This is a genomic window from Streptomyces sp. NBC_01635 (assembly GCF_045209715.1).
Lineage (GTDB): Bacteria > Actinomycetota > Actinomycetes > Streptomycetales > Streptomycetaceae > Streptomyces > Streptomyces hirsutus.
In genome coordinates, this window is the sequence record NZ_CP109277.1 from 4,604,312 (window position 1) to 4,627,512 (window position 23,201).

Annotated in this window: 22 protein-coding genes; 11 read left to right on the plus strand and 11 right to left on the minus strand. The window is 67.5% G+C overall.

Going from position 1 to position 23,201, the window contains the following annotated elements; genetic code table 11:
* Positions 1-108 precede the first annotated feature (108 nt).
* The 3 genes from OHB56_RS21430 to OHB56_RS21440 all read right to left on the minus strand — a co-directional run bounded on the left by OHB56_RS21430 (position 109) and on the right by OHB56_RS21440 (position 3,278).
* The gene (locus OHB56_RS21430; protein ID WP_406355063.1) at positions 109-1,371 is read right to left on the minus strand and encodes an MFS transporter; all 1,263 of its coding nucleotides are present in this window, start codon (positions 1,369-1,371) and stop codon (positions 109-111) included.
* A gap of 97 nt (positions 1,372-1,468) precedes the next feature.
* Entirely contained in the window at positions 1,469-2,551 is a 1,083-nt protein-coding gene (locus OHB56_RS21435; protein ID WP_406355065.1) for an inositol-3-phosphate synthase, read from the minus strand.
* A gap of 43 nt (positions 2,552-2,594) precedes the next feature.
* Positions 2,595-3,278, minus strand: coding sequence for a PadR family transcriptional regulator (locus tag OHB56_RS21440; RefSeq protein ID WP_406355066.1), 684 nt, complete (start codon positions 3,276-3,278; stop codon positions 2,595-2,597).
* Between the two features lie 397 nt (positions 3,279-3,675).
* Between OHB56_RS21440 and OHB56_RS21445 the strand changes: the two genes are divergently transcribed.
* Positions 3,676-6,372 carry a transglycosylase domain-containing protein gene (locus OHB56_RS21445; RefSeq protein WP_406355068.1) on the plus strand — a complete coding sequence of 899 codons (2,697 nt, stop codon included), beginning with the start codon at positions 3,676-3,678 and terminating at the stop codon, positions 6,370-6,372.
* A gap of 98 nt (positions 6,373-6,470) precedes the next feature.
* The gene (locus tag OHB56_RS21450) at positions 6,471-7,979 is read left to right on the plus strand and encodes a glycosyltransferase family 87 protein (protein WP_406359173.1); all 1,509 of its coding nucleotides are present in this window, start codon (positions 6,471-6,473) and stop codon (positions 7,977-7,979) included.
* A 188-nt stretch (positions 7,980-8,167) separates the two neighbouring features.
* Here OHB56_RS21450 and OHB56_RS21455 read toward each other — a convergent pair whose 3' ends face one another.
* The 3 genes from OHB56_RS21455 to OHB56_RS21465 all read right to left on the minus strand — a co-directional run bounded on the left by OHB56_RS21455 (position 8,168) and on the right by OHB56_RS21465 (position 10,890).
* Positions 8,168-9,199: an alanine racemase gene (locus OHB56_RS21455; protein ID WP_055592314.1), complete on the minus strand. Its 1,032-nt coding sequence runs from the start codon at positions 9,197-9,199 to the stop codon at positions 8,168-8,170.
* A 91-nt stretch (positions 9,200-9,290) separates the two neighbouring features.
* The gene (gene femX / locus OHB56_RS21460) at positions 9,291-10,412 is read right to left on the minus strand and encodes a peptidoglycan bridge formation glycyltransferase FemX (RefSeq protein ID WP_326753737.1); all 1,122 of its coding nucleotides are present in this window, start codon (positions 10,410-10,412) and stop codon (positions 9,291-9,293) included.
* Positions 10,413-10,575: 163 nt separating this feature from the next.
* Complete coding sequence (locus OHB56_RS21465; protein WP_406355071.1) at positions 10,576-10,890, minus strand: hypothetical protein; 315 nt, start codon at positions 10,888-10,890, stop codon at positions 10,576-10,578.
* 317 nt (positions 10,891-11,207) lie between these two features.
* On the opposite strand from OHB56_RS21465, the gene rpsF reads away from it, so the two are divergent.
* The 4 genes from rpsF (at position 11,208) to rplI (ending at position 12,910) form a co-directional block, all read left to right on the plus strand.
* The gene (gene rpsF / locus OHB56_RS21470; RefSeq protein WP_055571119.1) at positions 11,208-11,498 is read left to right on the plus strand and encodes a 30S ribosomal protein S6; all 291 of its coding nucleotides are present in this window, start codon (positions 11,208-11,210) and stop codon (positions 11,496-11,498) included.
* 77 nt (positions 11,499-11,575) lie between these two features.
* A complete protein-coding gene (locus OHB56_RS21475) occupies positions 11,576-12,166 on the plus strand; it encodes a single-stranded DNA-binding protein (RefSeq protein ID WP_406355073.1) in 591 nt (196 codons plus the stop codon).
* Positions 12,167-12,208: 42 nt separating this feature from the next.
* The gene (gene rpsR / locus OHB56_RS21480; RefSeq protein ID WP_003949403.1) at positions 12,209-12,445 is read left to right on the plus strand and encodes a 30S ribosomal protein S18; all 237 of its coding nucleotides are present in this window, start codon (positions 12,209-12,211) and stop codon (positions 12,443-12,445) included.
* Between the two features lie 18 nt (positions 12,446-12,463).
* Complete coding sequence (gene rplI, locus OHB56_RS21485) at positions 12,464-12,910, plus strand: 50S ribosomal protein L9 (protein ID WP_055592318.1); 447 nt, start codon at positions 12,464-12,466, stop codon at positions 12,908-12,910.
* A 93-nt stretch (positions 12,911-13,003) separates the two neighbouring features.
* Here the strand turns inward: rplI and OHB56_RS21490 are convergent, their stop codons facing one another.
* Positions 13,004-14,341, minus strand: a complete 1,338-nt coding sequence (locus tag OHB56_RS21490; RefSeq protein ID WP_406355075.1) for an MATE family efflux transporter — start codon at positions 14,339-14,341, stop codon at positions 13,004-13,006.
* Positions 14,342-14,798: 457 nt separating this feature from the next.
* On the opposite strand from OHB56_RS21490, the gene dnaB reads away from it, so the two are divergent.
* The 3 genes from dnaB to OHB56_RS21505 all read left to right on the plus strand — a co-directional run bounded on the left by dnaB (position 14,799) and on the right by OHB56_RS21505 (position 18,582).
* The gene (dnaB, locus tag OHB56_RS21495) at positions 14,799-16,277 is read left to right on the plus strand and encodes a replicative DNA helicase (protein ID WP_406355077.1); all 1,479 of its coding nucleotides are present in this window, start codon (positions 14,799-14,801) and stop codon (positions 16,275-16,277) included.
* A 102-nt stretch (positions 16,278-16,379) separates the two neighbouring features.
* Positions 16,380-17,105, plus strand: a complete 726-nt coding sequence (locus tag OHB56_RS21500) for a methyltransferase domain-containing protein (protein WP_406355079.1) — start codon at positions 16,380-16,382, stop codon at positions 17,103-17,105.
* A gap of 91 nt (positions 17,106-17,196) precedes the next feature.
* Positions 17,197-18,582, plus strand: a complete 1,386-nt coding sequence (locus OHB56_RS21505) for a serine hydrolase domain-containing protein (RefSeq protein ID WP_406355081.1) — start codon at positions 17,197-17,199, stop codon at positions 18,580-18,582.
* A 93-nt stretch (positions 18,583-18,675) separates the two neighbouring features.
* Here OHB56_RS21505 and OHB56_RS21510 read toward each other — a convergent pair whose 3' ends face one another.
* Entirely contained in the window at positions 18,676-19,128 is a 453-nt protein-coding gene (locus OHB56_RS21510) for a GNAT family N-acetyltransferase (protein ID WP_326753742.1), read from the minus strand.
* 38 nt (positions 19,129-19,166) lie between these two features.
* The gene (locus OHB56_RS21515; RefSeq protein ID WP_055592330.1) at positions 19,167-19,631 is read right to left on the minus strand and encodes a MarR family winged helix-turn-helix transcriptional regulator; all 465 of its coding nucleotides are present in this window, start codon (positions 19,629-19,631) and stop codon (positions 19,167-19,169) included.
* A gap of 143 nt (positions 19,632-19,774) precedes the next feature.
* On the opposite strand from OHB56_RS21515, the gene OHB56_RS21520 reads away from it, so the two are divergent.
* Both OHB56_RS21520 and OHB56_RS21525 read left to right on the plus strand, forming a co-directional pair.
* A complete protein-coding gene (locus OHB56_RS21520; RefSeq protein WP_406355083.1) occupies positions 19,775-20,983 on the plus strand; it encodes an MFS transporter in 1,209 nt (402 codons plus the stop codon).
* A 166-nt stretch (positions 20,984-21,149) separates the two neighbouring features.
* Positions 21,150-21,590, plus strand: coding sequence for a heme-binding protein (locus OHB56_RS21525; protein ID WP_406355085.1), 441 nt, complete (start codon positions 21,150-21,152; stop codon positions 21,588-21,590).
* Between the two features lie 56 nt (positions 21,591-21,646).
* Here OHB56_RS21525 and OHB56_RS21530 read toward each other — a convergent pair whose 3' ends face one another.
* Both OHB56_RS21530 and OHB56_RS21535 read right to left on the minus strand, forming a co-directional pair.
* Entirely contained in the window at positions 21,647-22,519 is an 873-nt protein-coding gene (locus OHB56_RS21530; protein ID WP_326753745.1) for a GNAT family N-acetyltransferase, read from the minus strand.
* A gap of 150 nt (positions 22,520-22,669) precedes the next feature.
* A complete protein-coding gene (locus tag OHB56_RS21535; protein ID WP_326753746.1) occupies positions 22,670-23,152 on the minus strand; it encodes an NUDIX hydrolase in 483 nt (160 codons plus the stop codon).
* Positions 23,153-23,201 lie beyond the last annotated feature (49 nt).

Genomic DNA, 23,201 nt, shown 5'->3' on the forward strand with positions numbered 1-23,201 from the left:
TAACGCGAGTGCGTGGCGCGAATTGTGCGTTGATCAGACGCACGTAAGTTACCGGGCACCACTGACAGCGTCCTCCCGTGCGGGAGCTCTGTGGCATTGATGTGACACTTACTGTCGTTCAAAACGGCTGATAGCCACAGCTACTGCCCCGTAGATAACGGCGATTGTTACCACTAGAGGGACCGATCGGCCGTCCGGCGGTAGCATCAGGGCCGCCACTGCGGCGGCACCGACGAAGGCCACGTTGAACAGGACGTCGTAGAGGGAGAAGATCCGGCCACGGAAGGCGTCGTCGACGGTGGACTGGACGATGGTGTCCGTGGCGATCTTCGCGCCCTGGGTGGTCAGGCCCAGGACGAATGCCCCGATCAGCAGGGGGCCACTGGCGAAGGGCAGGCCGAACACGGGCTCCAGGACCGCGGCGGCCGCCGCGCACAGCATGATCCAGCCGCCGGGCCCGAAGCGCCCCGCGGCCCAGGGGGTCACGACGGCAGCGACGAAGAAACCGGCACCGGACACACCCACTGCCAGGCCCAGGAGGGCGAGTCCTTCCTCCGTCGTGTCGGTCAGGGCGTACCGGCACAGCATCAGCAGCATGACGAGCATGGCACCGTAGCAGAACCTCATCAGGGACATCGCGGCAAGCGCCCACGCGGCTTCCCTGCGCGAGGGCGCTGCCAGGTGGCGCAGGCCTGCCAGCAGGTCGTGAGCGGTGCCGGTGAGCGCTGTGGCCAGCCCCGGCCGCACCAGTGCCCGGGCGGGGCCCAACAGTTCCTTCGCGATGCGCAGCGATGCCAGAGCCGCGCACAGGTACAGCACCGCACCCACGAGCACCACGGCCGCATCGGAGTCGGAGACGACCAGGCGTACGAGGAAGGCGAGTCCGCCGCCCGCGGTCGCGGCGAGCGTTCCGGCGGTCGGGGAGAGGGAATTGGCGACGACCAGCCGTTCGGAGTCCACCACGCGCGGCAGCGCGGCGGAGAGGCCGGCGAGGACGAAGCGGTTGACGGCGGTCACGCACAGGGCGGAGGCGAAGAGCAGCCAGTCCGGGACCTGGCCGAGGATCAGGACGGCGGTCACCGAGGCCATCAGCGCGCGCAGCAGGTTGCCGTACAGGAAGACCTGGCGGCGACGCCAGCGGTCGAGCAGGGCCCCGGCGAAGGGGCCGACCAAGGAGTAGGGGAGCAGCAGGACCGCCATCGCGGAGGCGATCGCCGCGGCTGACGTCTGCTTCTCCGGGGAGAAGACCACGTAGGAGGCGAGTGCGACCTGGAAGACGCCGTCGGCGCCCTGGGAGAGCAGCCGGACGGCGAGCAGGCGTCTGAAGCCCTGAAAACGCAGCAGGACGCGCAGGTCACGGACGACGGCCATGGGGCACAGCCTCACACACGGGGAGGGTCCCCGGGACATACGCCCCGGGGACCCTCGATCACCCGCACGTCAGGTCCTCACCCGCAGGAGGCGGGTCCTAGCGCTCGATCTCACCCGCGATGAACTTCTCGACGTTCACCCGGGCCTCGTCGTCGAAGTACTGCACCGGCGGGGACTTCATGAAGTAAGAGGAGGCCGACAGGATGGGGCCGCCGATGCCGCGGTCCATGGCGATCTTCGCGGCACGCAGGGCGTCGATGATGACACCGGCGGAGTTCGGGGAGTCCCAGACCTCGAGCTTGTACTCCAGGCTCAGCGGGACGTCACCGAACGCGCGGCCCTCGAGGCGCACGTAGGCCCACTTGCGGTCGTCCAGCCACGGGACGTAGTCGGACGGGCCGATGTGGACGTTCTTCTCGCCGAGGTCCCGGTCGGGGATCTGGGAGGTGACGGCCTGCGTCTTGGAGATCTTCTTGGACTCCAGGCGCTCCCGCTCGAGCATGTTCTTGAAGTCCATGTTGCCGCCGACGTTCAGCTGCATCGTGCGGTCCAGGACGACACCGCGGTCCTCGAACAGCTTCGCCATGACGCGGTGCGTGATGGTGGCGCCGACCTGGGACTTGATGTCGTCACCGACGATCGGCACACCGGCCTCGGTGAACTTGTCCGCCCACTCCTTGGTGCCGGCGATGAACACCGGGAGGGCGTTGACGAAGGCGACCTTGGCATCGATGGCGCACTGGGCGTAGAACTTCGCCGCGTCCTCGGAACCGACGGGCAGGTAGCAGACCAGGACGTCGACCTGCTTGTCCTTGAGGACCTGGACGACGTCGACCGGCTCCTCGGCGGACTCCTCGATGGTGGCCCGGTAGTACGTGCCGAGACCGTCGAGGGTGTGGCCGCGCTGGACCGTCACACCGGTGCTGGGGACGTCGCAGATCTTGATGGTGTTGTTCTCGGAGGCGCCGATGGCGTCAGCGAGGTCGAGGCCGACCTTCTTGGCGTCCACGTCGAAAGCGGCGACGAACTCGACGTCGCGGACGTGGTAATCGCCGAACTGGACGTGCATCAGGCCCGGCACCTTGGACGCCGCGTCGGCGTCCTTGTAGTACTCGACGCCCTGCACCAGTGACGCGGCGCAGTTGCCCACGCCTACGACGGCTACGCGAACCGAACCCATTCCGGTTGCTCCCTGTGTGTACGAGTGAGGCCCTGAGCGGGACTCACGTGGCGGTGTCGTCGGGCGAACCGGGCCGGGGGTTGTCCCCGGGCCGGGGCAGGTCGCCCGACGTTCCAGATGTGGTGTCCTGTCGAGGGGGCGCCCCGGAGGCGGGACCTTTCAGGTTCCGTCCGGCCCGCTCGCTCTCGATGAGCTCGTTCAGCCAGCGCACTTCCCGCTCCACGGACTCCATGCCGTGGCGCTGGAGCTCGAGCGTGTAGTCGTCGAGACGCTCCCGGGTCCGGGTCAGCGAAGCGCGCATTTTTTCCAGGCGCTCCTCCAGCCGGCTGCGGCGGCCTTCCAGTACACGCATGCGTACGTCGCGTGATGTCTGTCCGAAGAAGGCGAACCGCGCGGCGAAGGTCTCGTCCTCGTACGCGTCGGGGCCCGTCTGGGAGAGCAGCTGCTCGAAGTGCTCCTTGCCGTCGGCCGTCAACCTGTAGACGATCTTGGCGCGGCGGCCCGTGAGCGGAGCGGCGAGGGCGTCCTCGGTGGTGTTCCCCGGTTCCTCGATCAACCAGCCGTTGGCGACCAGCGTCTTGAGGCAGGGGTAGAGCGTTCCGTAGCTGAAGGCACGGAACACACCCAGTGACGTATTGAGTCGTTTGCGCAGCTCATAGCCGTGCATCGGGGACTCGCGGAGCAGACCGAGGACGGCGAACTCAAGGATCCCGGAACGCCGGCTCATCGTCGCCTCCTCTCTGCCGCGGTCGTGCCGTGACGGTCTCTCGGGTGGCTCGTCGCCATCTTTATGCCGAGCTGATGTATCGACTCGATACATCACGACGATAGAACGGCCTCGCGGCTGGGGCAAGAGGGGGTGGGGTGAACGGGGTCACATCATCGATTCAATGCGAGCAAGTTGCCTGATTTGAGCTGAACTTCTGTGCTCGGCGGGTTTTGGTGGTGCGTAGTCTGTGCGCCATGCACAACACCGGGAACCGAGTTACGCGTGGGGGCGTCCTCGTCCCTGGTGCAGTACGGGATGAATGCGGAGTCCACCGCATCCGTACTTCGGGGGGACCGGAAACCAGTTGCCGTTTCCAGGCGCGCGAGAATGCGCCTGCCCGAGGAGTAGTCGTTCGATGAGCGAGCACCGTCGCAAACCGCAGCAGCCGCAGGGAGGCGGACGTGCCGCGGCCCGACGCGGCCAGTCCGGCCCGTCCTCCGGCCGCCGCGCGGCACCGCGAGGCGCCACCGGGTCTCCGTCCGATTCCTATGGGTCGGACTCCCGCGACTCGGGTGGTGAGGACCATACCCATGGAAGCCGCGCCGAAGCGCGACGCGCGGCACAGAGAGGCGGGGGCCGCCGGGCCGGTTCCACCGGGCCCGGCCGGGGGCGGTCGGCGCCTCCCGGCGAGAAGCGGATCATCGATTACCCACGCCATGACAAGTACGGCTGGCGCCGTTGGATGCCCTCCTGGAAGTTCGTCACCGGGCTGTGTATCGCGTTCTTCGGCAGCATGGTGGCCGCCGCGGGGATCGGGTACGCGATGGTGAACGTGCCGGACATCGCCAAGACGGCCGAGGCGCAGAACAACGTCTACTACTGGGCCGACGGCAAGCAGATGGTCGCGACGGGTGGTGAGCGCAACCGTCAGATCGTCAATCTCGAGCAGATCCCCAAGGCGATGCAGAACGCTGTCATCTCCCAGGAGAACAAGACCTTCTACGACGACAACGGCATCGACCCCAGGGGCATCGCCCGCGCCATGCTCAACATGGCCACGGGCGGCGAAACGCAGGGCGGATCCACGATCACCCAGCAGTACGTCAAGAACGCCATGCTGGACGACCAGTCGCAGACGCTCTCCCGCAAGTTCAAGGAGATGTTCGTCTCGATCAAGGTGGGCACCACCGTCGACAAGGACGAGATCCTCAAGGGCTACCTGAACTCGGCGTACTACGGACGTGGGGCCTACGGGATCCAGGCCGCCGCCCGCGCGTACTTCGACAAGGAGGCAATCAAGCTCAACGAGGGCGAGTGCGCCTTCCTGTCCGCGATCCTCAAGGGCGCCACCTACTACGACCCCGCCGGTGCGACCTCCATCGACCCGGTCGGTGCCACTCCCAAGAAGAACCAGAAGCGTGCCCTGACCCAGATGCAGGACACACTGAAGAAGATGGTCGAGTACGGCGAGCTGGATCCCGCGACCAGGGCCAAGTACACCAAGCTGCCCAAGTGGCAGAACCCCCGGTCGAACACCGCGCTGAGCGGGCAGATCGGTTACCTCGTGGACCTCGCCAAGGCGTACATCGTCAACAACAGCGAGGAAACCGGTATCACCGCCCGCCAGCTGGAAAAGGGCGGCTACTCGATCTACACGACCTTCGACAGGAAGAAGGTCGAGGAGCTCGAGAAGGCGGTCAAGAAGGTCTACAAGAAGAACATCAAGCCCGAGGAGCGCCCGAAAGAGGACACGCACGTCCAGTTCGGCGGAGCTTCGGTGGATCCTGCGACCGGTGCGATCAAGGCCATCTACGGCGGCACCGACGCGACCAAGCACTTCACCAACAACGCCGACGCGACCGGTGCCCAGGTCGGCTCGACGTTCAAGCCGTACGTGCTGGCGGCCGCCATGCAGTGGGGCGTCAGGGACCCCGACGGGGACCCGGTACAGGCCCAGGACGAGCGTACGAAGGTGTCCGAGAAGAGCCTGTACAGCGGTAAGAACAAGCTCAAGATCAAGGAATACGACGGGTCGATCTGGCAGAACGAGAAGGGTGAGCAGTGGGAGCAGGTCAACGACGGCGACGAGACCCTCGGCACCGCGCCCGACTACAAGATCGATCTTCGTGAGGCGATGCGGCTCTCGGTGAACTCCGCCTTCGTCCAGCTCGGCGTGGATGTCGGTCTGGACAAGGTGGAGAGCGCCGCGGTGGAGTCCGGGATCCTGAAGAACAGCCTCGCCGGAGCGAACTACCCGTCGTTCTCCCTCGGTACCTCCAGCCCCAGCGCGATCCGTATGGCGGGTTCGTACGCCACCTTCGCGGCCAGCGGCGACCAGCGCGATCCGTTCTCGGTCAAGAAGGTGACGAGCAAGGACGGCACGGTCTACACCCACAGGACCAAGACCAAGCAGGCGTTCACCGCCAAGGTCGCCGACAACGTCACGGACGTCCTGAAGACCGTCGTCGAGGAAGGAACCGGCACCAACGCCCAGCTCGAGGGCCGCGAGGTGGCCGGCAAGACCGGTACCACGGACGGCAACAAGTCCGCCTGGTTCGTCGGCTACACCCCGCAGCTGTCCACCGCGATCAGCATGTTCCGGTACCCCGACGACGAGACCATCAAGAACCGCCAGTTCCTGGAGATGTACGGAACAGGTGGCCAGGAGTCGATCCACGGTGCCTCGTTCCCGTCCGAGATCTGGGCGGACTACATGGAGGAGGCGCTGAAGGACCAGAAGTCGGTGCCCTTCCCGACGCCGGAGCCCATCGGCGAGATCATCAACGACACTCCGTCCCCGACCGCGGCTCCCTCCCCCACCGAGACCGAGGAGGAGACTCCGTCGGCGTCTCCGACCACTTCGGAGCCGGAGCCGGAGCCCAGCCGCCCCACGCCGTCCGAGACCGCCACCTGCAGGGTCTTCGACTTCAACTGTGAGGACGAGGACGACACGGGCGGTACAGGGCCAGGAGGCTCGGACGCCGGTGGCACGGACGGCGGGGTGACCGGTTCGCCGTCGGCTTCGGAGTCGGAAGAGGAAGGCGCCAACCGGGGCAACGGCAACGGCAACGGAAGCGGTAATGGCGGTCTCTTCGGAGGCCCGGCCGGATAGCCGCACTTTCGCCCGACTTGGGTGTTTCACGTGAAACATGGGCCGCCGTACCCTCGGGTGCGGCGGCCCTCGCCATAGGCCCCGGCGCGTACGGCAGGATGTGCGGCATGCCCAGTGGAGAATCGACGCGAGCGAGCGTCCACGAGCCGGAGCTGGTGGAGCCGACCCGGGAGGACAAGGTCGCCAAGGCCGGCAGTGAGCTGATCGGCGGTCCGCTCGGGCGGCGTGCCCTGCTGGGGACGTCCTGGTGGACCCCGGTCCGGGTGATCGCGCTCGTGGCGATCGGTATGTTCACCCTGGGCCTGGTCCAGAAGGCTCCCTGCTACAACGGCGCGTGGTTCTTCGGCGCCGGCTCCCAGTACACCCACGCGTGCTACTCGGACATCCCGCACCTCTACCAGGGGCGGGGCTTCGCCGACGGCCTTGTACCGTACTTCGACCGGCTCCCCGGCGACATGCAGTACCTCGAGTACCCGGTGCTGACCGGTGTGTTCATGGAGGTCGCGTCCTGGCTCACCCCCGGCAGTGGGAGCATTCAGGACCAGGAGCAGTGGTACTGGATGGTCAACGCCGGGATGCTCATGGTGTGCGCGGCCGTCATCGCCGTCTGCGTGACTCGTACGCACGCCCGGCGGCCCTGGGACGGCCTGCTGGTCGCCCTGGCGCCGGCCTTCGCCCTGACCGCGACCATCAACTGGGACCTGCTGGCGGTCGCGCTGACAGCCGCCGCGATGCTCATGTGGTCGCGCAGCCGACCTCTCGCCTTCGGGGTCCTCCTGGGGCTGGCCACGGCCGCCAAGCTCTACCCCGTGCTCCTCCTGGGGCCGTTGCTGGTGCTGTGCTGGCGTGCCGGACGGTGGCGGGAGTTCGGGAAGGCTCTGGGCGGTGCCGTCGTCGCCTGGGCCGTGGTGAACGGGCCGGTGATGTTCTTCGCCTTCGACGGCTGGTCGAAGTTCTACACGTTCAGCCAGGAGCGGGGCGTCGACTTCGGGTCCTTCTGGCTGATCATCGCTCAGAACTCGTCCGACCCGCTCAGTACCGAGACCGTCAACACCCTTGCCACGCTGCTGATGCTGCTGTGCTGCGCAGGCGTCGCCGCGCTGGCCCTCACGGCTCCCCGCCGGCCGCGCTTCGCGCAGCTCGTCTTCCTGGTCGTCGCCGCGTTCATCCTCACCAACAAGGTCTACTCGCCCCAGTACGTCCTGTGGCTGGTGCCCCTTGCCGCCCTGGCCCGGCCGAAGTGGCGGGACTTCTTGATCTGGCAGGCCTGCGAGGTGGCCTACTTCCTCGGCATCTGGATGTACCTCGCGTACACGACCAGCGGAGACGCTCACAAGGGACTGCCCGCCGACGGCTACCACTGGGCCATCGCTCTGCACCTGCTCGGGACGCTCTACCTGTGCGTCATGATCGTGCGCGACATCCTGATGCCGGACCGGGACCCGGTGAGGCGGTCCGGTGACGACGACCCGTCGGGCGGGGTGCTGAACGGAGCGGAGGACGCCTTCGTGTTCGGTCCTGCCGCTCGGCCCGCCCGGGACGCCGTGCGCCTCGACGGATCGCAGGTCGAGTGGGGCAAGGCCGACGCCCCGGGCGGTTCGCTCTGAGCGAACGGCTGGTGGCCGGTCCGATGACAGCTCACACGGATGCTGGTGAAGGCACGAGGGAAGGGCCGTGTACGGGACTCCCGTGCACGGCCCTTCTCGTTGCCTGGCGCCTGCTCAGGCGCTGCTTCTGTCTCCTCCGCAGGCTCTGTCTCCCCCGCCTGCTCCGTCCTCTCCGCGCCTCGTGCCGCTCAGCGGTCGAGGATCCGGTCGAACTGGGTGGTGGTGTGCCGCAGGTGGGCCACCAACTCCTCACCGACCTGCGGTTCCGGCGCGTCCGAGGGCACGAACAGGATCGACACCTGCATGTGCGGCGGTTCGGCGAACCAGCGCTGCTTGCCGGCCCAGACGAACGGAGAGAGGTTCCTGTTCACCGTGGCCAGTCCGGCGCGGGCGACGCCCTTGGCGCGCGGCATGACGCCGTGCAGAGCCTTGGGAGCCTCCAGACCCACCCCGTGCGACGTGCCTCCCGCCACGACCACCAGGAAGCCGTCGGACGCGGCCTTCTGCTGCCGGTAGCCGAACCTCTCGCCCTTGGCTATGCGCGTGACGTCCAGGACGGCACCGCGGTATTCGGTGGCCTCGTGGTCCCCCAGCCACAGCCGCGTGCCGATCCGGGCGCGGAACCGCGTCTGCGGGAACTGCTGCTGCAGCCGGGCGAGTTCCTCGGCCTTGAGGTGGCTGACGAACATGGTGTGCAGGGGGAGGCGGGCTGCTCGGAGTCGGTCCATCCAGCCGATGACCTCCTCGACGGCGTCCGAGCCGTCGGTGCGGTCCAGGGGCAGATGGATGGCGAAACCCTCGAGCCGGACGTTCTCTATGGCGGAGTGCAGCTGGGGCAGATCCTGCTCGCTGACCCCGTGCCGCTTCATCGAGGACATCACCTCGATGACCACCCGGGCGCCGACCAGGCCGTACACGCCGTCGACCGACGAAACCGAGCGGATGACCCGGTCGGGCAGCGGGACGGGCTCCTCGCCGCGCCGGTACGGCGTCAGCACGAGCAGATCGCCGCCGAACCAGTCCTTGATCCGAGCAGCCTCGTACGTCGTGCCGACGGCGAGGACGTCCGAGCCCAGCCGGGTGGCCTCCTCGGCCAGCCGCCCGTGTCCGAAGCCGTAGCCGTTGCCCTTGCAGACCGGGACGAGTCCCGGGAACTGCTGCTGCACGTGCTTGTGATGCGCCCGCCAGCGCGCGGTGTCGACGTAAAGCGTGAGCGCCATGGCCGGACCTGGAACCTTTCTCGTGGCTGCGGTGTGGGGAAGGAGTGAGAGCTGTGGGAGCCGGTGGAGCGAGCTGTGCGCGGAGCCGGTGTCAGCGGCGCGACATGTACATGTCGAGCGCCTTGTGGAGCAGCTTGTTCAGCGGGAAGTCCCACTCACCGAGGTACTCGGCGGCCTGGCCGCCCGTGCCCACCTTGAACTGGATCAGGCCGAAGAGGTGGTCGGTCTCGTCCAGCGAGTCCGAGATGCCGCGCAGGTCGTAGACGGTGGCACCGAGCGCGTAGGCGTCGCGCAGCATCCGCCACTGCATCGCGTTCGAGGGCCGGACCTCGCGTCCGATGTTGTCGGACGCGCCGTAGGAGTACCAGACGTGACCGCCGACGATCAGCATCGTCGCCGCCGACAGGTTGACGCCGTTGTGCCGGGCGAAGTACAGCCGCATGCGGTTGGGGTCCTCGGTGTTGAGGGCGGTCCACATGCGCTGGAAGTACGACAGCGGGCGCGGCCGGAAGCGGTCGCGCACGGCGGTGATCTCGTACAGCCGCTGCCACTCCTCCAGGTCGTGGTAACCGCCCTGGACGACCTCGACACCGGCCTTCTCGGCCTTCTTGATGTTGCGGCGCCACAGCTGGTTGAAGTTCTTGTGGACCTCTTCCAGGGAGCGGTTCGCCAGCGGCACCTGGTAGACGTAGCGGGGCTGTACGTCGCCGAAACCGGCCCCGCCGTCCTCGCCCTGCTGCCATCCCATACGGCGCAGCTTGTCGGCGACCTCGAAGGCACGGGGCTCGATGAAGTCGGCCTCCAGGTCGCGCAGACGCTTCACGTCCGGGTCCTGGATGCCCTTCTTGATGGTCGTCGCCTCCCAGCGCCGGATGATCACCGGCGGCCCCATCTTCACCGAGAACGCGCCCTGCTGCTTCAGGTGCGCGAGCATCGGCTCGATCCACTCCTGAAGGTTGGGCGCGAACCAGTTGATGACCGGGCCTTCGGGGAGGTAGGCCAGGTAGCGCTTGATCTTGGGAAGCTGCCGGTAGAGGACGAGGCCGGCGCCGACGATCTCACCGGTCCGGTCGTCGAACCATCCGAGGTTCTCCGCGCGCCATTCCGCTTTGACGTCCGACCAGGCTGGGACCTGCATGTGACTCGCCGACGGCAGGCTCTGGAGGTATGCCAGATGCTGCTCTCGGCTGATGGTCCTCAGGGTCAGGCTCATTCGGGGCGCTCCTCGGGCTGGTGTGTCCCCATGGGTTCAGGGGCTCCGGCTCTCGCGCGAAGCCTACTGCGCCGTGGGTGCGCCTCGGTTGGGCGCAGGGGGCCTGCGCCCCGGCCCGTTACGGCCGGGGCGCTCCACGGTATGCGGGAGGAGGGGCCCGGAGTCAGTCGAAGAGCCCGCCGAACAGGCCGCCGTTCGACATGCCGAGGAAGAAACCGATCGCCGAGGCGCCCAGCCCCAGGATCAGACCGAAGCGCTCCCGTGTCGTCTCCGAGATCCACTGGCCGTACGCGCCGGTGAGGATGCCCACCAGGCCGGTCCAGGAGCTGAGCAGGTGCAGATGCTGGAACATCGCGGTGACAAGGGACGTGACCCCCAGCACCAGGGTTGCCGCGAGCAGGGCGACCTGGACTGGGTGGGGCTTGCCGTCCGTGGCGAAAAGGCCTCCGGCGGTATTGGGTCGCGTTGCCTGTGCCATGGGCACCTCCTGCGAAAGGCGGCGCATCGTAGCGCCGTACACACCCGATGTGTACAGACTGACGGGCTTCCGGACCGGATTTCAACCGGAAGCCGCTGTGCGGGTACTCTGTACCGTCTGCACCGGTGTCTGTCCGGACAGATCCAGTCACGTTCAGGACAGGGCCATGGGTCCGTCCCGGTCGGCCTGGAGAAACCGTCACCCGACCTCATTGTCAGTGGCGGCTGCTCTACTGACAGGCATCGTTGCGCAACGCATCACGACCCTCCTGCCACGGAACGACCGTGGCCGCTGAGTCCAAAGGAGGTGGGTTCCACATGCGTCACTACGAGGTGATGGTCATCCTCGACCCCGATCTCGAGGAGCGCGCTGTCTCCCCGCTGATCGAGAACTTCCTTTCTGTCGTCCGGGATGGCGGCGGAAAGGTCGAGAAGATCGATACCTGGGGGCGTCGTCGTCTCTCGTACGAGATCAAGAAGAAGCCCGAGGGCATCTACTCGGTCATCGATCTGCAGGCCGAGCCTGCGGTCGTCAAGGAGCTCGACCGCCAGATGAACCTGAACGAGTCGGTCCTCCGGACCAAGGTCCTCCGCCCCGAGAACCACTGAGCCCTTCCGCTCAGCTGGTCCCGGGATCCGAGTAGCAGTACAAGCAGCCAGCAGCAAACCCGCCGAGAGGTTCCCCCATGGCAGGCGAGACCGTCATCACGGTCGTCGGCAACCTTGTCGATGACCCCGAGCTGCGCTTCACCCCGTCCGGTGCGGCCGTCGCGAAGTTCCGTGTCGCGTCGACTCCCCGCACCTTCGACCGTCAGACGAACGAGTGGAAGGACGGCGAGAGCCTGTTCCTGACCTGCTCGGTCTGGCGTCAGGCGGCGGAGAACGTCGCCGAGTCGCTCCAGCGAGGCATGCGCGTCGTCGTGCAGGGCCGGCTGAAGCAGCGGTCCTACGAGGACCGTGAGGGCGTCAAGCGCACGGTCTACGAACTGGACGTCGAAGAAGTCGGCGCCAGTCTGCGCAACGCCACGGCCAAGGTCACCAAGACCACGGGCCGCGGTGGCCAGGGTGGTTACAGCGGTGGCGGCAACCAGGGTGGTGGCAGCTGGGGCGGAGGCTCCGGCGGCGGCCAGCAGGGTGGCGGCGCTCCGGCCGACGACCCCTGGGCATCCGGCGCTCCCGCCGGCGGCCAGCAGGGTGGCGGCGGCCAGGGCGGCGGCTGGGGCGGAGGCTCCGGCAGCGGCGGTGGCGGCGGCTACTCGGACGAGCCCCCCTTCTAGGCGGGGCCGCACCACACTTCTTGATCACACAGGAGATACATCATGGCGAAGCCGCCTGTGCGCAAGCCGAAGAAGAAGGTCTGCGCATTCTGCAAGGACAAGGTCACGTACGTGGACTACAAGGACACGAACATGCTGCGGAAGTTCATTTCCGACCGCGGCAAGATCCGTGCCCGTCGCGTGACCGGTAACTGCACCCAGCACCAGCGCGACGTCGCCACGGCTGTCAAGAACAGCCGTGAGATGGCGCTGCTGCCCTACACCTCCACCGCGCGATAAGGGAAGGGTGACCGAATCATGAAGATCATCCTCACCCACGAGGTCTCCGGCCTCGGTGCCGCGGGCGACGTCGTCGACGTCAAGGACGGTTACGCTCGCAACTACCTGGTTCCGCGGAAGCTCGCGATCCGCTGGACCAAGGGTGGCGAGAAGGACGTCGAGCAGATTCGTCGCGCTCGCAAGATCCACGAGATCCAGACCATCGAGCAGGCCAACCAGGTGAAGGCCCAGCTCGAGGGCGTCAAGGTCCGCCTCGCGGTCCGCTCCGGCAACGCCGGTCGTCTCTTCGGTTCCGTCACGCCGGCCGACATCGCTTCCGCGATCAAGGCCGCCGGCGGCCCCCAGGTCGACAAGCGTCGCATCGAGCTCGGCGCGCCGATCAAGACCCTCGGCGCCCACGAGACGTTCGTGCGTCTGCACCCCGAGGTTGCCGCCAAGGTCGACCTCGAGGTTGTCTCGGAGTAAGTGCTGCTCGTTGTAGCAGTGGGATGGGGCCGCACCTTTCAGGTGCGGCCCCATCGCCGTTTCACGTGAAACGCGTGGCTTCACGCGAAACGGTCAGCGTGCGGCACCGGTGACGAGCCAGCGGCCCGATCGGGTACGGAACCACAGGGTCAGCAGCCGAACGGTCATCATGAGCGTCATCGCCCCCCACAGCGCGGTGAGCCCACCTCCGAACGCCGGGACCAGCAGGGCGAACGGAGTGAATACCGCCAGGGTGACCAGCATCGCCCACGCCAGGTACGGCCCGTCGCCCGCACCCATCAGTACCCCGTCCAGCACGAAGACGATGCCGGAGATCGGTTGGGACAGCGCGACGATCATCAGAGCCGGCAGTGCCGTGTCCGTGACCGTGGAATCGCTGGTGAACAGGGGCAGGAAGACCGGCCGGGCGAGCACCACGACCACGCCGAGGACGGCCCCGACCCCGAAACCCCACTCCACCATGCGACGGCACACCTGGCGGGCCCCCTGGACGTCTCCGGCTCCCAGGTAGCGGCCGATGATGGCCTGCCCGGCGATCGCGATGGCGTCCAGCGCGAAGGCGAGCAGGCTCCACAGGGAGAGGATGATCTGGTGAGCCGCGATGTCGGAATCGCCGAGTCGGGCGGCGACGGCGGTGGTGATCATCAGAATGGCTCTGAGCGAGAGGGTCCGTACCAGCAAGGGCGCACCAGCCTGGGCAGAAGCTCTGATACCCGCGAGGTCCGGGCGTAGTGAGGCACCGTGTGCGCGCGCGCCCTTCAGTACCACGACCAGATAGACGGCAGCCATGCCCCACTGGGCGATGACCGTGCCCCAGGCGGAGCCCGCGATACCGAAACCGGCGCCGTAGACCAGCGCGACATTGAGAACGCCGTTGGCGGCGAAGCCGCCGACGGCGACGTAGAGAGGGGTCCTGGTGTCCTGCAGCCCGCGCAGGACACCGGTCGCGGCGAGCACGATCAGCATGGCCGGTATGCCGAGTGAGGAAATACGCAGATAGGTGATCGCGTAGGGGGACGCGGTGTCCGAGGCGCCGAACAGCTCCACGAGGGCGGGTGCCGTGGGCAGCATCACGGCGACGACGCCGGCCCCGAGGAACAGGGCGAGCCAGATTCCGTCCATGCCCTGGCGGATGGCTGAGGGGAGGTCACCGGCACCGACTCGCCGGGCGACAGCGGCCGTGGTGGCGTAGGCGAGAAAGACGAAGACACTGACGGCGGTCATCAGGAGGGCCGAGGCGATGCCGAGTCCGGCGAGCTGTGCTGTGCCGAGATGGCCGACGATGGCGCTGTCTGCCATGACGAAGAGGGGTTCGGCGACGAGGGCGCCGAATGCCGGTACGGCCAGCATGACGATCTCGCGGTCGTGCTGTCGTCGGGCGGCTCGAGGGCGCGCGGGGGCCTGTGTCATGCGCACCAATCTAATCGTCCACAGGTAAGAGATGCAATGCTCCATAGACCCTTACGTCATGGCGCAGGGTGTGTGCTTGCATACAGCACTTGAGGGGATCTTGGCCGGAGAGGAAATTTTTTTGTTCTGCACAGGCGGTGGATGATGAAGTGCCAGGTCAAAGCCCTTCTTGCGGATCAACTCGGGTCTTGTTCACAGGGCTGTCCACCGGGTCGTGCACAGGTTTGGCGGACTTCTCCACAGCATTGGGCCGGTCGTCCACATGCCCTGTGGATAACCAGATTGGCTGACGGTGCAGACAGGCCTACGGTGGTCCGGCGCCCGCTCCGTCTGCCGGTTTCCAAAAAGTCATAAAACCGGCGCGCGACAACCGGAGTCGGGTGTCCTATTTGTCAGTGCCGTGCCGTAGAAAGAGGGCACGGCGAGGTCCGCTCGGCGGACGGGAGGAGGTGGCTCGGTGAGCATTTCCGAGCCCTTGGACGACCCGTGGGCCGACAGCGGACCCAGTGATCGTCTGCCCGCTTCCCGACGCCGTGAGGACGGAGGCCGAGGCCGTGACGAGCAGCACGACCGTGGCCGGGATTCCGGCGGATGGGACGGCACGGGCTCCACGTTCGAGCGGGTGCCGCCGCAGGACCTCGAGGCCGAGCAGTCCGTTCTGGGCGGCATGCTGCTGTCCAAGGACGCCATCGCCGATGTCGTGGAGATCCTCAAGGGCCACGACTTCTACAAGCCGGCTCACGAAACCGTCTACACAGCCATTCTCGACGTCTACGCGAAGGGCGAGCCGGCCGACCCCATCACGATCGCCGCGGAACTGACCAAGCGCGGTGAGATCAACAAGGTCGGCGGTGCCTCGTATCTGCACACCCTCGTCCAGACGGTGCCCACGGCGGCCAACGCGGCGTACTACGCGGAGATCGTGCACGAGCGCGCCGTGCTGCGCCGCCTGGTCGAGGCAGGTACCCGCATCACACAGATGGGGTACGCGGCCGACGACGACGTCGACGAGATCGTCAACCGGGCGCAGGCCGAGATCTACGCCGTCACGGAACAGCGCACCAGTGAGGACTACCTCCCGCTCGGCGACATCATGGAGGGCGCGCTCGACGAGATCGAGGCGATCGGCTCCCGCAGCGGCGAGATGACCGGTGTGCCCACGGGGTTCACGGACTTCGACTCGCTCACCAACGGGCTGCACCCCGGGCAGATGATCGTCATCGCCGCGCGTCCCGCGATGGGCAAGTCCACGCTCGCGCTGGACTTCGCCCGTGCCGCGTCCATCAAGAACAACCTGCCGAGTGTGGTCTTCTCGCTCGAGATGGGGCGCAACGAGATCGCGATGCGCCTGCTGTCCGCCGAAGCCCGGGTAGCCCTCCACCACATGCGGTCCGGCACGATGACCGACGAGGACTGGACCCGCCTGGCGCGCCGGATGCCGGACGTGTCGGCGGCCCCGCTCTACATCGACGACTCCCCGAACCTGTCGATGATGGAAATCCGTGCCAAGTGCCGTCGGCTGAAACAGCGCAACGACCTGCGGCTGGTCGTCATCGACTACCTCCAGCTGATGCAGTCCGGCGGTTCCAAGCGGGCGGAGAGCCGTCAGCAGGAGGTCTCGGACATGTCCCGTAACCTCAAGCTGCTCGCCAAGGAACTGGAGTTGCCGGTCATCGCGCTCTCCCAGCTCAACCGTGGCCCCGAGCAGCGCACCGACAAGAAGCCGATGGTCTCCGACCTGCGTGAGTCGGGTTCCATCGAGCAGGACGCCGACATGGTCATCCTGTTGCACCGTGAGGACGCGTACGAGAAGGAGTCCCCGCGCGCGGGCGAGGCCGACCTGATCGTGGCCAAGCACCGAAACGGCCCGACGGCGACCATCACGGTCGCTTTCCAGGGCCACTACTCCCGTTTCGTGGACATGGCGCAGACCTGACCGGTTCCCTCTCCGCTGAGCAGCCCAGCCATCAGCCGCAGTGCTTGACTCCTCCGCATGTCAACGACTCTTGGTGCGTCCCGACCTGACCAAGCCGCCTACATGCTCCGAGCGGCAGCCGGCGCCGGCCGCGGCTACAAGCGGGAGTTGATGAACCTGCTGGACGTCCAGCCGGGGCAGACGGCACTCGACGTGGGATGCGGTCCGGGCGCCGACCTGCCGGAGCTGGCCGAACGCGTCGGCGTCAGGGGCACGGTGATCGGGGTCGACCGTGACCCGGCGATGCTCGTCGAGGCCCGTCGGCGCACGGCAGACCTGTCGGCAGTGGAGATCCGGGAGGGAGACGCTCATTCCCTGCCCGTCGCGCCGGGGTCAGTGGACCGGGCCAAGATCGACCGGGTTCTCATGCACGTCGTCGAGCCCGCCGATGTCCTGGCACAACTCCACTCGGTCACCCGGCCAGGTGCGCGGATCGGTCTTGCCGAGCCTGATGGGGATACCTTGGTCGTCGACGCGGAGGATCTCGGCACAAGCCGCGCCTTCACGCGCTACACCACCTCGGAAGTGGTCCGGCACGCCACCATCGGCCGCAGCCTCGCCCGCCACGCAGAGCAAGCCGGCTTCACCGTCGAGACGGTGATCGCCACGGCACCGGTCTTCCTCGACTTCCAGGACGCGGATCACACACTGGGACTGGGCCGCAACCTGCAACAGGCCATCCAGGAAGGTCACATCGACGAAGAAGGTGGCCGTCGCTGGTTCACCTCTCTTTCCGAGGGATCCTTCTTCGCTTCCTTCATGCTCGTCAGCGTGATCTGTTCCCGCTGACGAGCACGAAGGACGGACGCGGCGACGGCGGCTCAGGCGTTCCGGCCGCCGACTTCGTACGGGCGGAACCCGCACCTGGTGAACTGAGGGCATGACGACACATCAGGAAGAACTGCTGGCCGGCACGCGTCGGGCATTGCTGCACCGGATTGCCGTCGCCCAGGCGGAGGAGCGTGCTCCGTCGCTCGTCGCGACCGTGGTGCGGGGCGGAGAGGCCGTATGGACAGGGGTGCGGACGTCGGTGGAGGGACATGCGCCGGACGAGGACGTGCAGTACCGCATCGGCTCCGTCACCAAGACGTTCACCGCCGTACTGGTCCTCCAGTTGCGCGATGAGGGGGTGATCGACCTCGGGGACCCGCTGGAGAAACATCTGCCGGGTACGGGTGTGGGGGAGGCGACCCTCGTCGAACTGCTCTCGCATGCCGGCGGCCTGGCGGCCGAGACGCCGGGGCCCTGGTGGGAGCGCACCCCCGGCTCACTGCGGCCCGACCTGGCCGATGTCCTGGGCGAGCGGCCTCTGGTGCACCCGGTCGGCCGGCGGTTCCACTACTCGAATCCCGGATACGCGCTGCTCGGCGCGCTTGTGGAGAAGCTGCGCGGTGCCACATGGGAGGAGGTGCTCCGGCGCGATGTGCTCGATCCCTTGAGTCTGCACCGGACGGGTGTGCGTCCGAAGGCGCCGCATGCGGGTGGCTGGGCGGTGCATCCGTGGGCCGACGTGATGCTGCGCGAGCCGGCCGAGGATCTCGGGAGGATGGCTCCGGCGGGACAACTCTGGTCCACGGCAGGTGACTTGGCGCGCTTCGCGGCCTTCCTGGCCAACGGGGACGCCCGCGTACTGAGTATCGAGTCGTTGCGGGAGATGAGGAGACCGGCGGCGCCGGCAGAGGCGACGGACGTGGCGAGCGGCTATGCCTATGGCCTGGGGCTGGAGTTGCGTCATCGGGACGGGCGGGCTCTTGTCGGGCACACAGGATCGCTGCCGGGCTTCCTCGCCTGTCTCGCGATCGGTGTGGAGGACGACGTGGCCGCGGTGGTCCTGGCCAATTGCACTTCGGGGCCCATGCTGTTCCCGGTGGCTGCCGATCTCGTCCGGATCGTCGCCGAGGCGGAACCGCGTATCCCTGCTCCCTGGCGACCGTTGCGGGAGTTTGATTCCACGCTGCTGGAACTGGTGGGTCAGTGGTATTGGGGGACGCAGGGCTTTGCTCTGCGGTTGTCGGCCGACGGGCTGCTGTCGTTGGAGCCGCTGTCCGGCACGGGCCGTCGCGCCCGCTTCCGCTCGAACGGCGACGGAACCTGGACCGGACTGGAGGGTTACTACGCCGGAGAGCTCCTGAAGCCCGTACGACGGCCGGACGGATCAGTGAGCCATCTGGACCTCGGGTCCTTCGTGTTCGGCCGTCAGCCGTACGAGGAAGGGGCTTCTGTGCCGGGCGGAGTGGACCCTGAAGGATGGCGGGGGATCGGTTAGGAATCGCAAGCCCAGCCTGCCCGAGGTGTGTCGGAGGCCGAGGGCTTCCGGAGTTCGCAGGGCTGTTTCACGTGAAACAGCCCTCCGTCGTCCTTACAGCGCCAGCTTGAAGCCCACGTGGGAAGCCGAGAAGCCGAGCCGTTCGTAGAACTGGTGGGCCTCGGTGCGGGTGTTGTCGGAGGTCAACTGGACCAACTGGCATCCCTGGCGGCGGGATTCGCCGATGGCCCACTCGATGAGCCGGGTCCCCAGACCGCTGCCACGTTCGTCGGCGTGAATGCGGACGCCTTCGATGATCGATCGCGTGGAGCCGCGACGGGACAGCCCGGGAATGATGGTGAGCTGGAGTGTGCCGACGACACGGCCCTTGTGGACCGCGACGACCAGATGCTGGTTCGGGTCGGTGCTGAGCCGCTCCAGCGCGGCCAGGTACGGACCGAGGTCGTCCGGAGACTCGCGCTGTGCCCCCAAGGTGTCGTCCGCGAGCATGCCGATGATCGCGGGGACGTCGGGAGCAGCGGCGGCACGTATCTCAAGATTTTCCATGGCAGCACCATACGCAGGCCCGCGCCGACACGGTCGGCTCATGCCGGTACGGATGTCTTCAATGTCTCCACCGTACGGACCAGTGGGGCCAGGTCGGGGTTTTTCGCCGCTGCGTCGAGCGCTTCGCGCAGCGCGGAGTCATTGGTCGGCCGCGCCTTCTCGAGAAGGGCGAGGCCGGCCTGCGTGACGTTGGTGTAGATGCCGCGCCGGTCCGTGGGGCACAGGTAGCGCGCCAGCAGGCCACGGTCCTCGAGCCGGGTGACCAGGCGGGTGGTGGCGCTCTGGCTGAGTACGACCGCGTCTGCCACCTGCTTCATCTGGAGATGCCCCCCTTCGCCGTCGTGCTGTCGGCTCAGCACATCGAGCAGGGAGTACTCCCGCACGCTCAGATCGTGCTGAGCCTGGAGAGCCCGCTCGATGTGGGCCTCGATTCTCCCGTGCAGCAGGGAGAGTGCGCACCAGCCCTGCGCAAGGGCGGTGAGTGCGGGGTCCGTGGCTGTCATGGGCGTTTCCCTCCGTCCAGGAGCTGCTGAAACCAGAGTAGTGCAGGAGCGAGGTAGACCGCGCTTGCATGCATCCCGCGTGTGCAACTATTGTTTGAGCGCACAAAGTGATTCTGCAATCGTTTGGGAAGGGCTGTCTCCTCATGCCTCTCGCGCTTCTGGCCCTCGCGATCGGGGCCTTCGGGATCGGAACGACCGAGTTCGTGATCATGGGTTTGCTGCCCGAGGTCGCCGACGACTTCGGTGTCTCCGTACCCACCGCCGGTCACCTGGTCACCGGCTACGCCCTGGGCGTCGTGCTCGGCGCTCCGCTGATGACCGTGCTCGGCACCAGGATCTCCCGCAAGCGGATGCTGATGCTGCTGATGGGCCTGTTCATCGCCGGGAACCTGCTCTCGGCCCTGGCCCCGGTCTTCGGCCTCATGCTGCTCGGGCGGGTGATCGCCTCGCTGGCCCACGGCGCCTTCTTCGGGATCGGCTCGGTGGTCGCGGCCGGTCTGGTCGCCCCGCACAAGAAGGCCGGCGCCATCGCCCTGATGTTCACCGGGCTGACCGTGGCCAACGTCGTCGGTGTCCCCCTGGGCACCCTTGTCGGTCAGTCGGCCGGTTGGCGCATCACGTTCGGGCTCGTCGCCGCGCTCGGTGTCATCGGACTGGCCGGCATCGCCGGGCTCGTTCCCGACCTTCCCGCGCCCGAAGGCGTACGGCTGCGTCATGAACTGGCCGCCTTCAAGAACGTCCAGGTACTGCTCGCCATGGCGATGACCGTCCTCGGATTCGGCGGTGTCTTCGCGGCCATCACCTACATCGCGCCGATGATGACGCAGGTCGCCGGCTTCGCGGACGGATCCGTCACCTGGCTGCTGGTCCTCTTCGGCCTGGGCATGGTCGGGGGCAACCTCGTCGGAGGCAGGTACGCGGACCGCGCCCTGATGCCCTTGCTGTACGTGTCCCTGGGCGCTCTCGCCGTCGTCCTCGCCCTCTTCACCCTGACCGCGCACCACAAGGTCCTGGCGGCCGTCACGATCATCCTGATCGGCGGCCTGGGCTTCGCCACCGTTCCGCCCCTGCAGAAGCGTGTTCTCGACCAGGCCCATGGGGCCCCCACCCTGGCCTCGGCCGTGAACATCGGCGCCTTCAACCTCGGCAACGCCCTGTCCGCCTGGCTCGGTGGCCTGGTGATCACCGCGGGCCTCGGCTACACCGCGCCCAACTGGGTCGGCGCCGTCCTCGCCGCGAGCGCCCTGGTGCTGGCCTTCGTCGCTGCCGCCCTCGACCGTCGGGACAAGGTCCTCAACGTCGTGGACGCCGACCGGATGTCCACCGAGCGGCAGGCCGCGGTCCCCCACTGACCGGGAGGCCTGTGGCCACGAGGGGTGCGAGGGCCGCCCCCGTGCCCTCCGTGTCCACAGACTTCCTCGCCACCACCACCGACATCACCTTCACCACCGACATCACTTCCCTCCCAGATTTCACCTGTTCAAGCGACATCCCCTGTACACGAGGAGTACCTGTTTCATGAGCACCACCACCGCTGTCGCCCCGCTCACCACCGCCGAGGCCGAAGCCCTGGTCATGGCCGCACACCAGGCCGCCGAGGCCGCCGGGGTCACGGTGAGCGTGACCGTCCTGGACGCGGGTGGACATCTGCTCGCCTTCCGGAGGGACGACCGTGCCGTGCTGATCTCCGGCGAGACCAGCATCCGCAAGGCTTTCACCGCTCTTCAACTGAACACGCCCACCGCGGACCTCGTCGACGCCGTACAGCCCGGAGGGGTCTTCCACACCCTGCCCACCGCACTCGACCGGCCGTTGCTGTTCATTGCGGGGGGTGTCCCCATCCAGCGTGGCGGCCGTCCGATCGGCGCGATCGGCGTCGGAGGCGGTGCACCGGAGCAGGACCACTCCTTCGCCACGACTGCCGTGGACGCCCTCGTCCAGGGCATGCGGCGCCCGTAGCGCGTACGCCGGTTCCCGACACCTCCGGGAACCGGCGTCGTGGTGTCCGGAAGGCGTCAGCCTGCCGCGACCGTCACAGGGGCGAACCTTCGGGCCCAGTCGCCGAGTGGCTCCGTGATCCCGTACGTCATCACAGCGTTGAAAGCGATGGACTCCAGACCGTGGTTCTTCGCCCAGGCCAGCAACTCTTCGTGCCGCACATCGATGTCGGTGCGCAACGGCCGGTCGGTGTGGGCGGCGAGCGAGGCGAGGAGCGCCGTGGCCGTGGGGGTGTCGCGGGCGATCAGCGGGCCCACGACATGGGTGTCCATATTGGGCCACGCGGCGGCGTAGCCGATGATCCGGCCGTTCTCCTCGGCCACGCGCACCTGGTCGGCGAATGCAGGCAGCCGGGTGACGATGTGTGTGCGATCCGTCCCGAACACTTCCTCGTCGAGCCGGAGGAGGGCGGGCAGGTCCTCGGCGGTCGCCGCTCGTGTGGACACCTCCGCCACGGGTCCGCCCGCGTCCGGGAGGAAGTGCCCGCGGAGCATTTCAGCCCGGCCGATGACCTTGAAACCGAGCTCTTCGTAGAGCGGGCGGCCGTGTGGCGTCGCGTACAGCGTCAGTGGCGTGGAGCCCATCGCTGAGACCACGTGGCGCATCAGGCGGCGCCCGATGCCCTGCCGGGCATGCCGTTCCGCGACCAGAACCATGCCGATGGCGCCGAGTGCGGGTTGCTCCTGGGGTCCGTACTCGGTGACGACGCAGGCGGAGGCCAGCCCGCCGTCGGGATCATCGATGCCGTAGCCCTTCCCGGCGGAGAGGAGGAGTCCCCACTTGTGTTCTTCACGCGGCCACCCCCGGTCCTCGGACAAGTCGGCGCAGGCCGAGAGGTCGCGGAGCGTCAGACGGCGGATGGGCAGAGAGGCAAGAGGAGGTGTCGGCACGCAGGTCAGGCTGTCCGACGGCGACGGGCGGCGTCCACTTGTTTGCAAAGACCGAGGTGATCTTTCGGTCGCGCGGAGGCCGGTGCAGGGCGCGGTCGCGGGCACGGGATGTTTCACGTGAAACATATGAAACCGGCGAGTGTCGGCGGGTCAGGCCAGGTCGGAGGCCTGCAGAGCGCGCACGCCCTCGATGTTGCCGTCCAGATAGTGCCGCAGAGACAGCGGAACGAGGTGGACGGAGGCGATGCCCACGCGGGTGAACGGTATGCGGACGATCTGGTACTCGCCGGTGGGTTCGTCGACCTCTGGGCCGTGCCGCAAGGACGGGTCCATGGATTCGAGGCGGCAGACGAAGAAGTGCTGTACCTTCACGCCGGTGGCGCCGCCGTCCGCACCGATGTGCTCCACCGTGTCGACGAAGCAGGGCACCACATCGGTGATCTTGGCACCGAGTTCCTCGTACACCTCTCGGTGGAGAGCGTCGACGACGGTCGAGTCCTCCGGCTCGACACCGCCGCCGGGGGTGACCCAGTAGGAATCGACGCCGGGTTTGGTGCGTTTGATCAGGATCAGGTGGTCGCCGTCCAGGAGGACGGCTCGAGCGGTGCGCTTGACCACGGGTCGGACGGTCATGGAGGAAATGTGGCCCAGCTCGTTGCACGTGAAACATCGGGAGACGTCA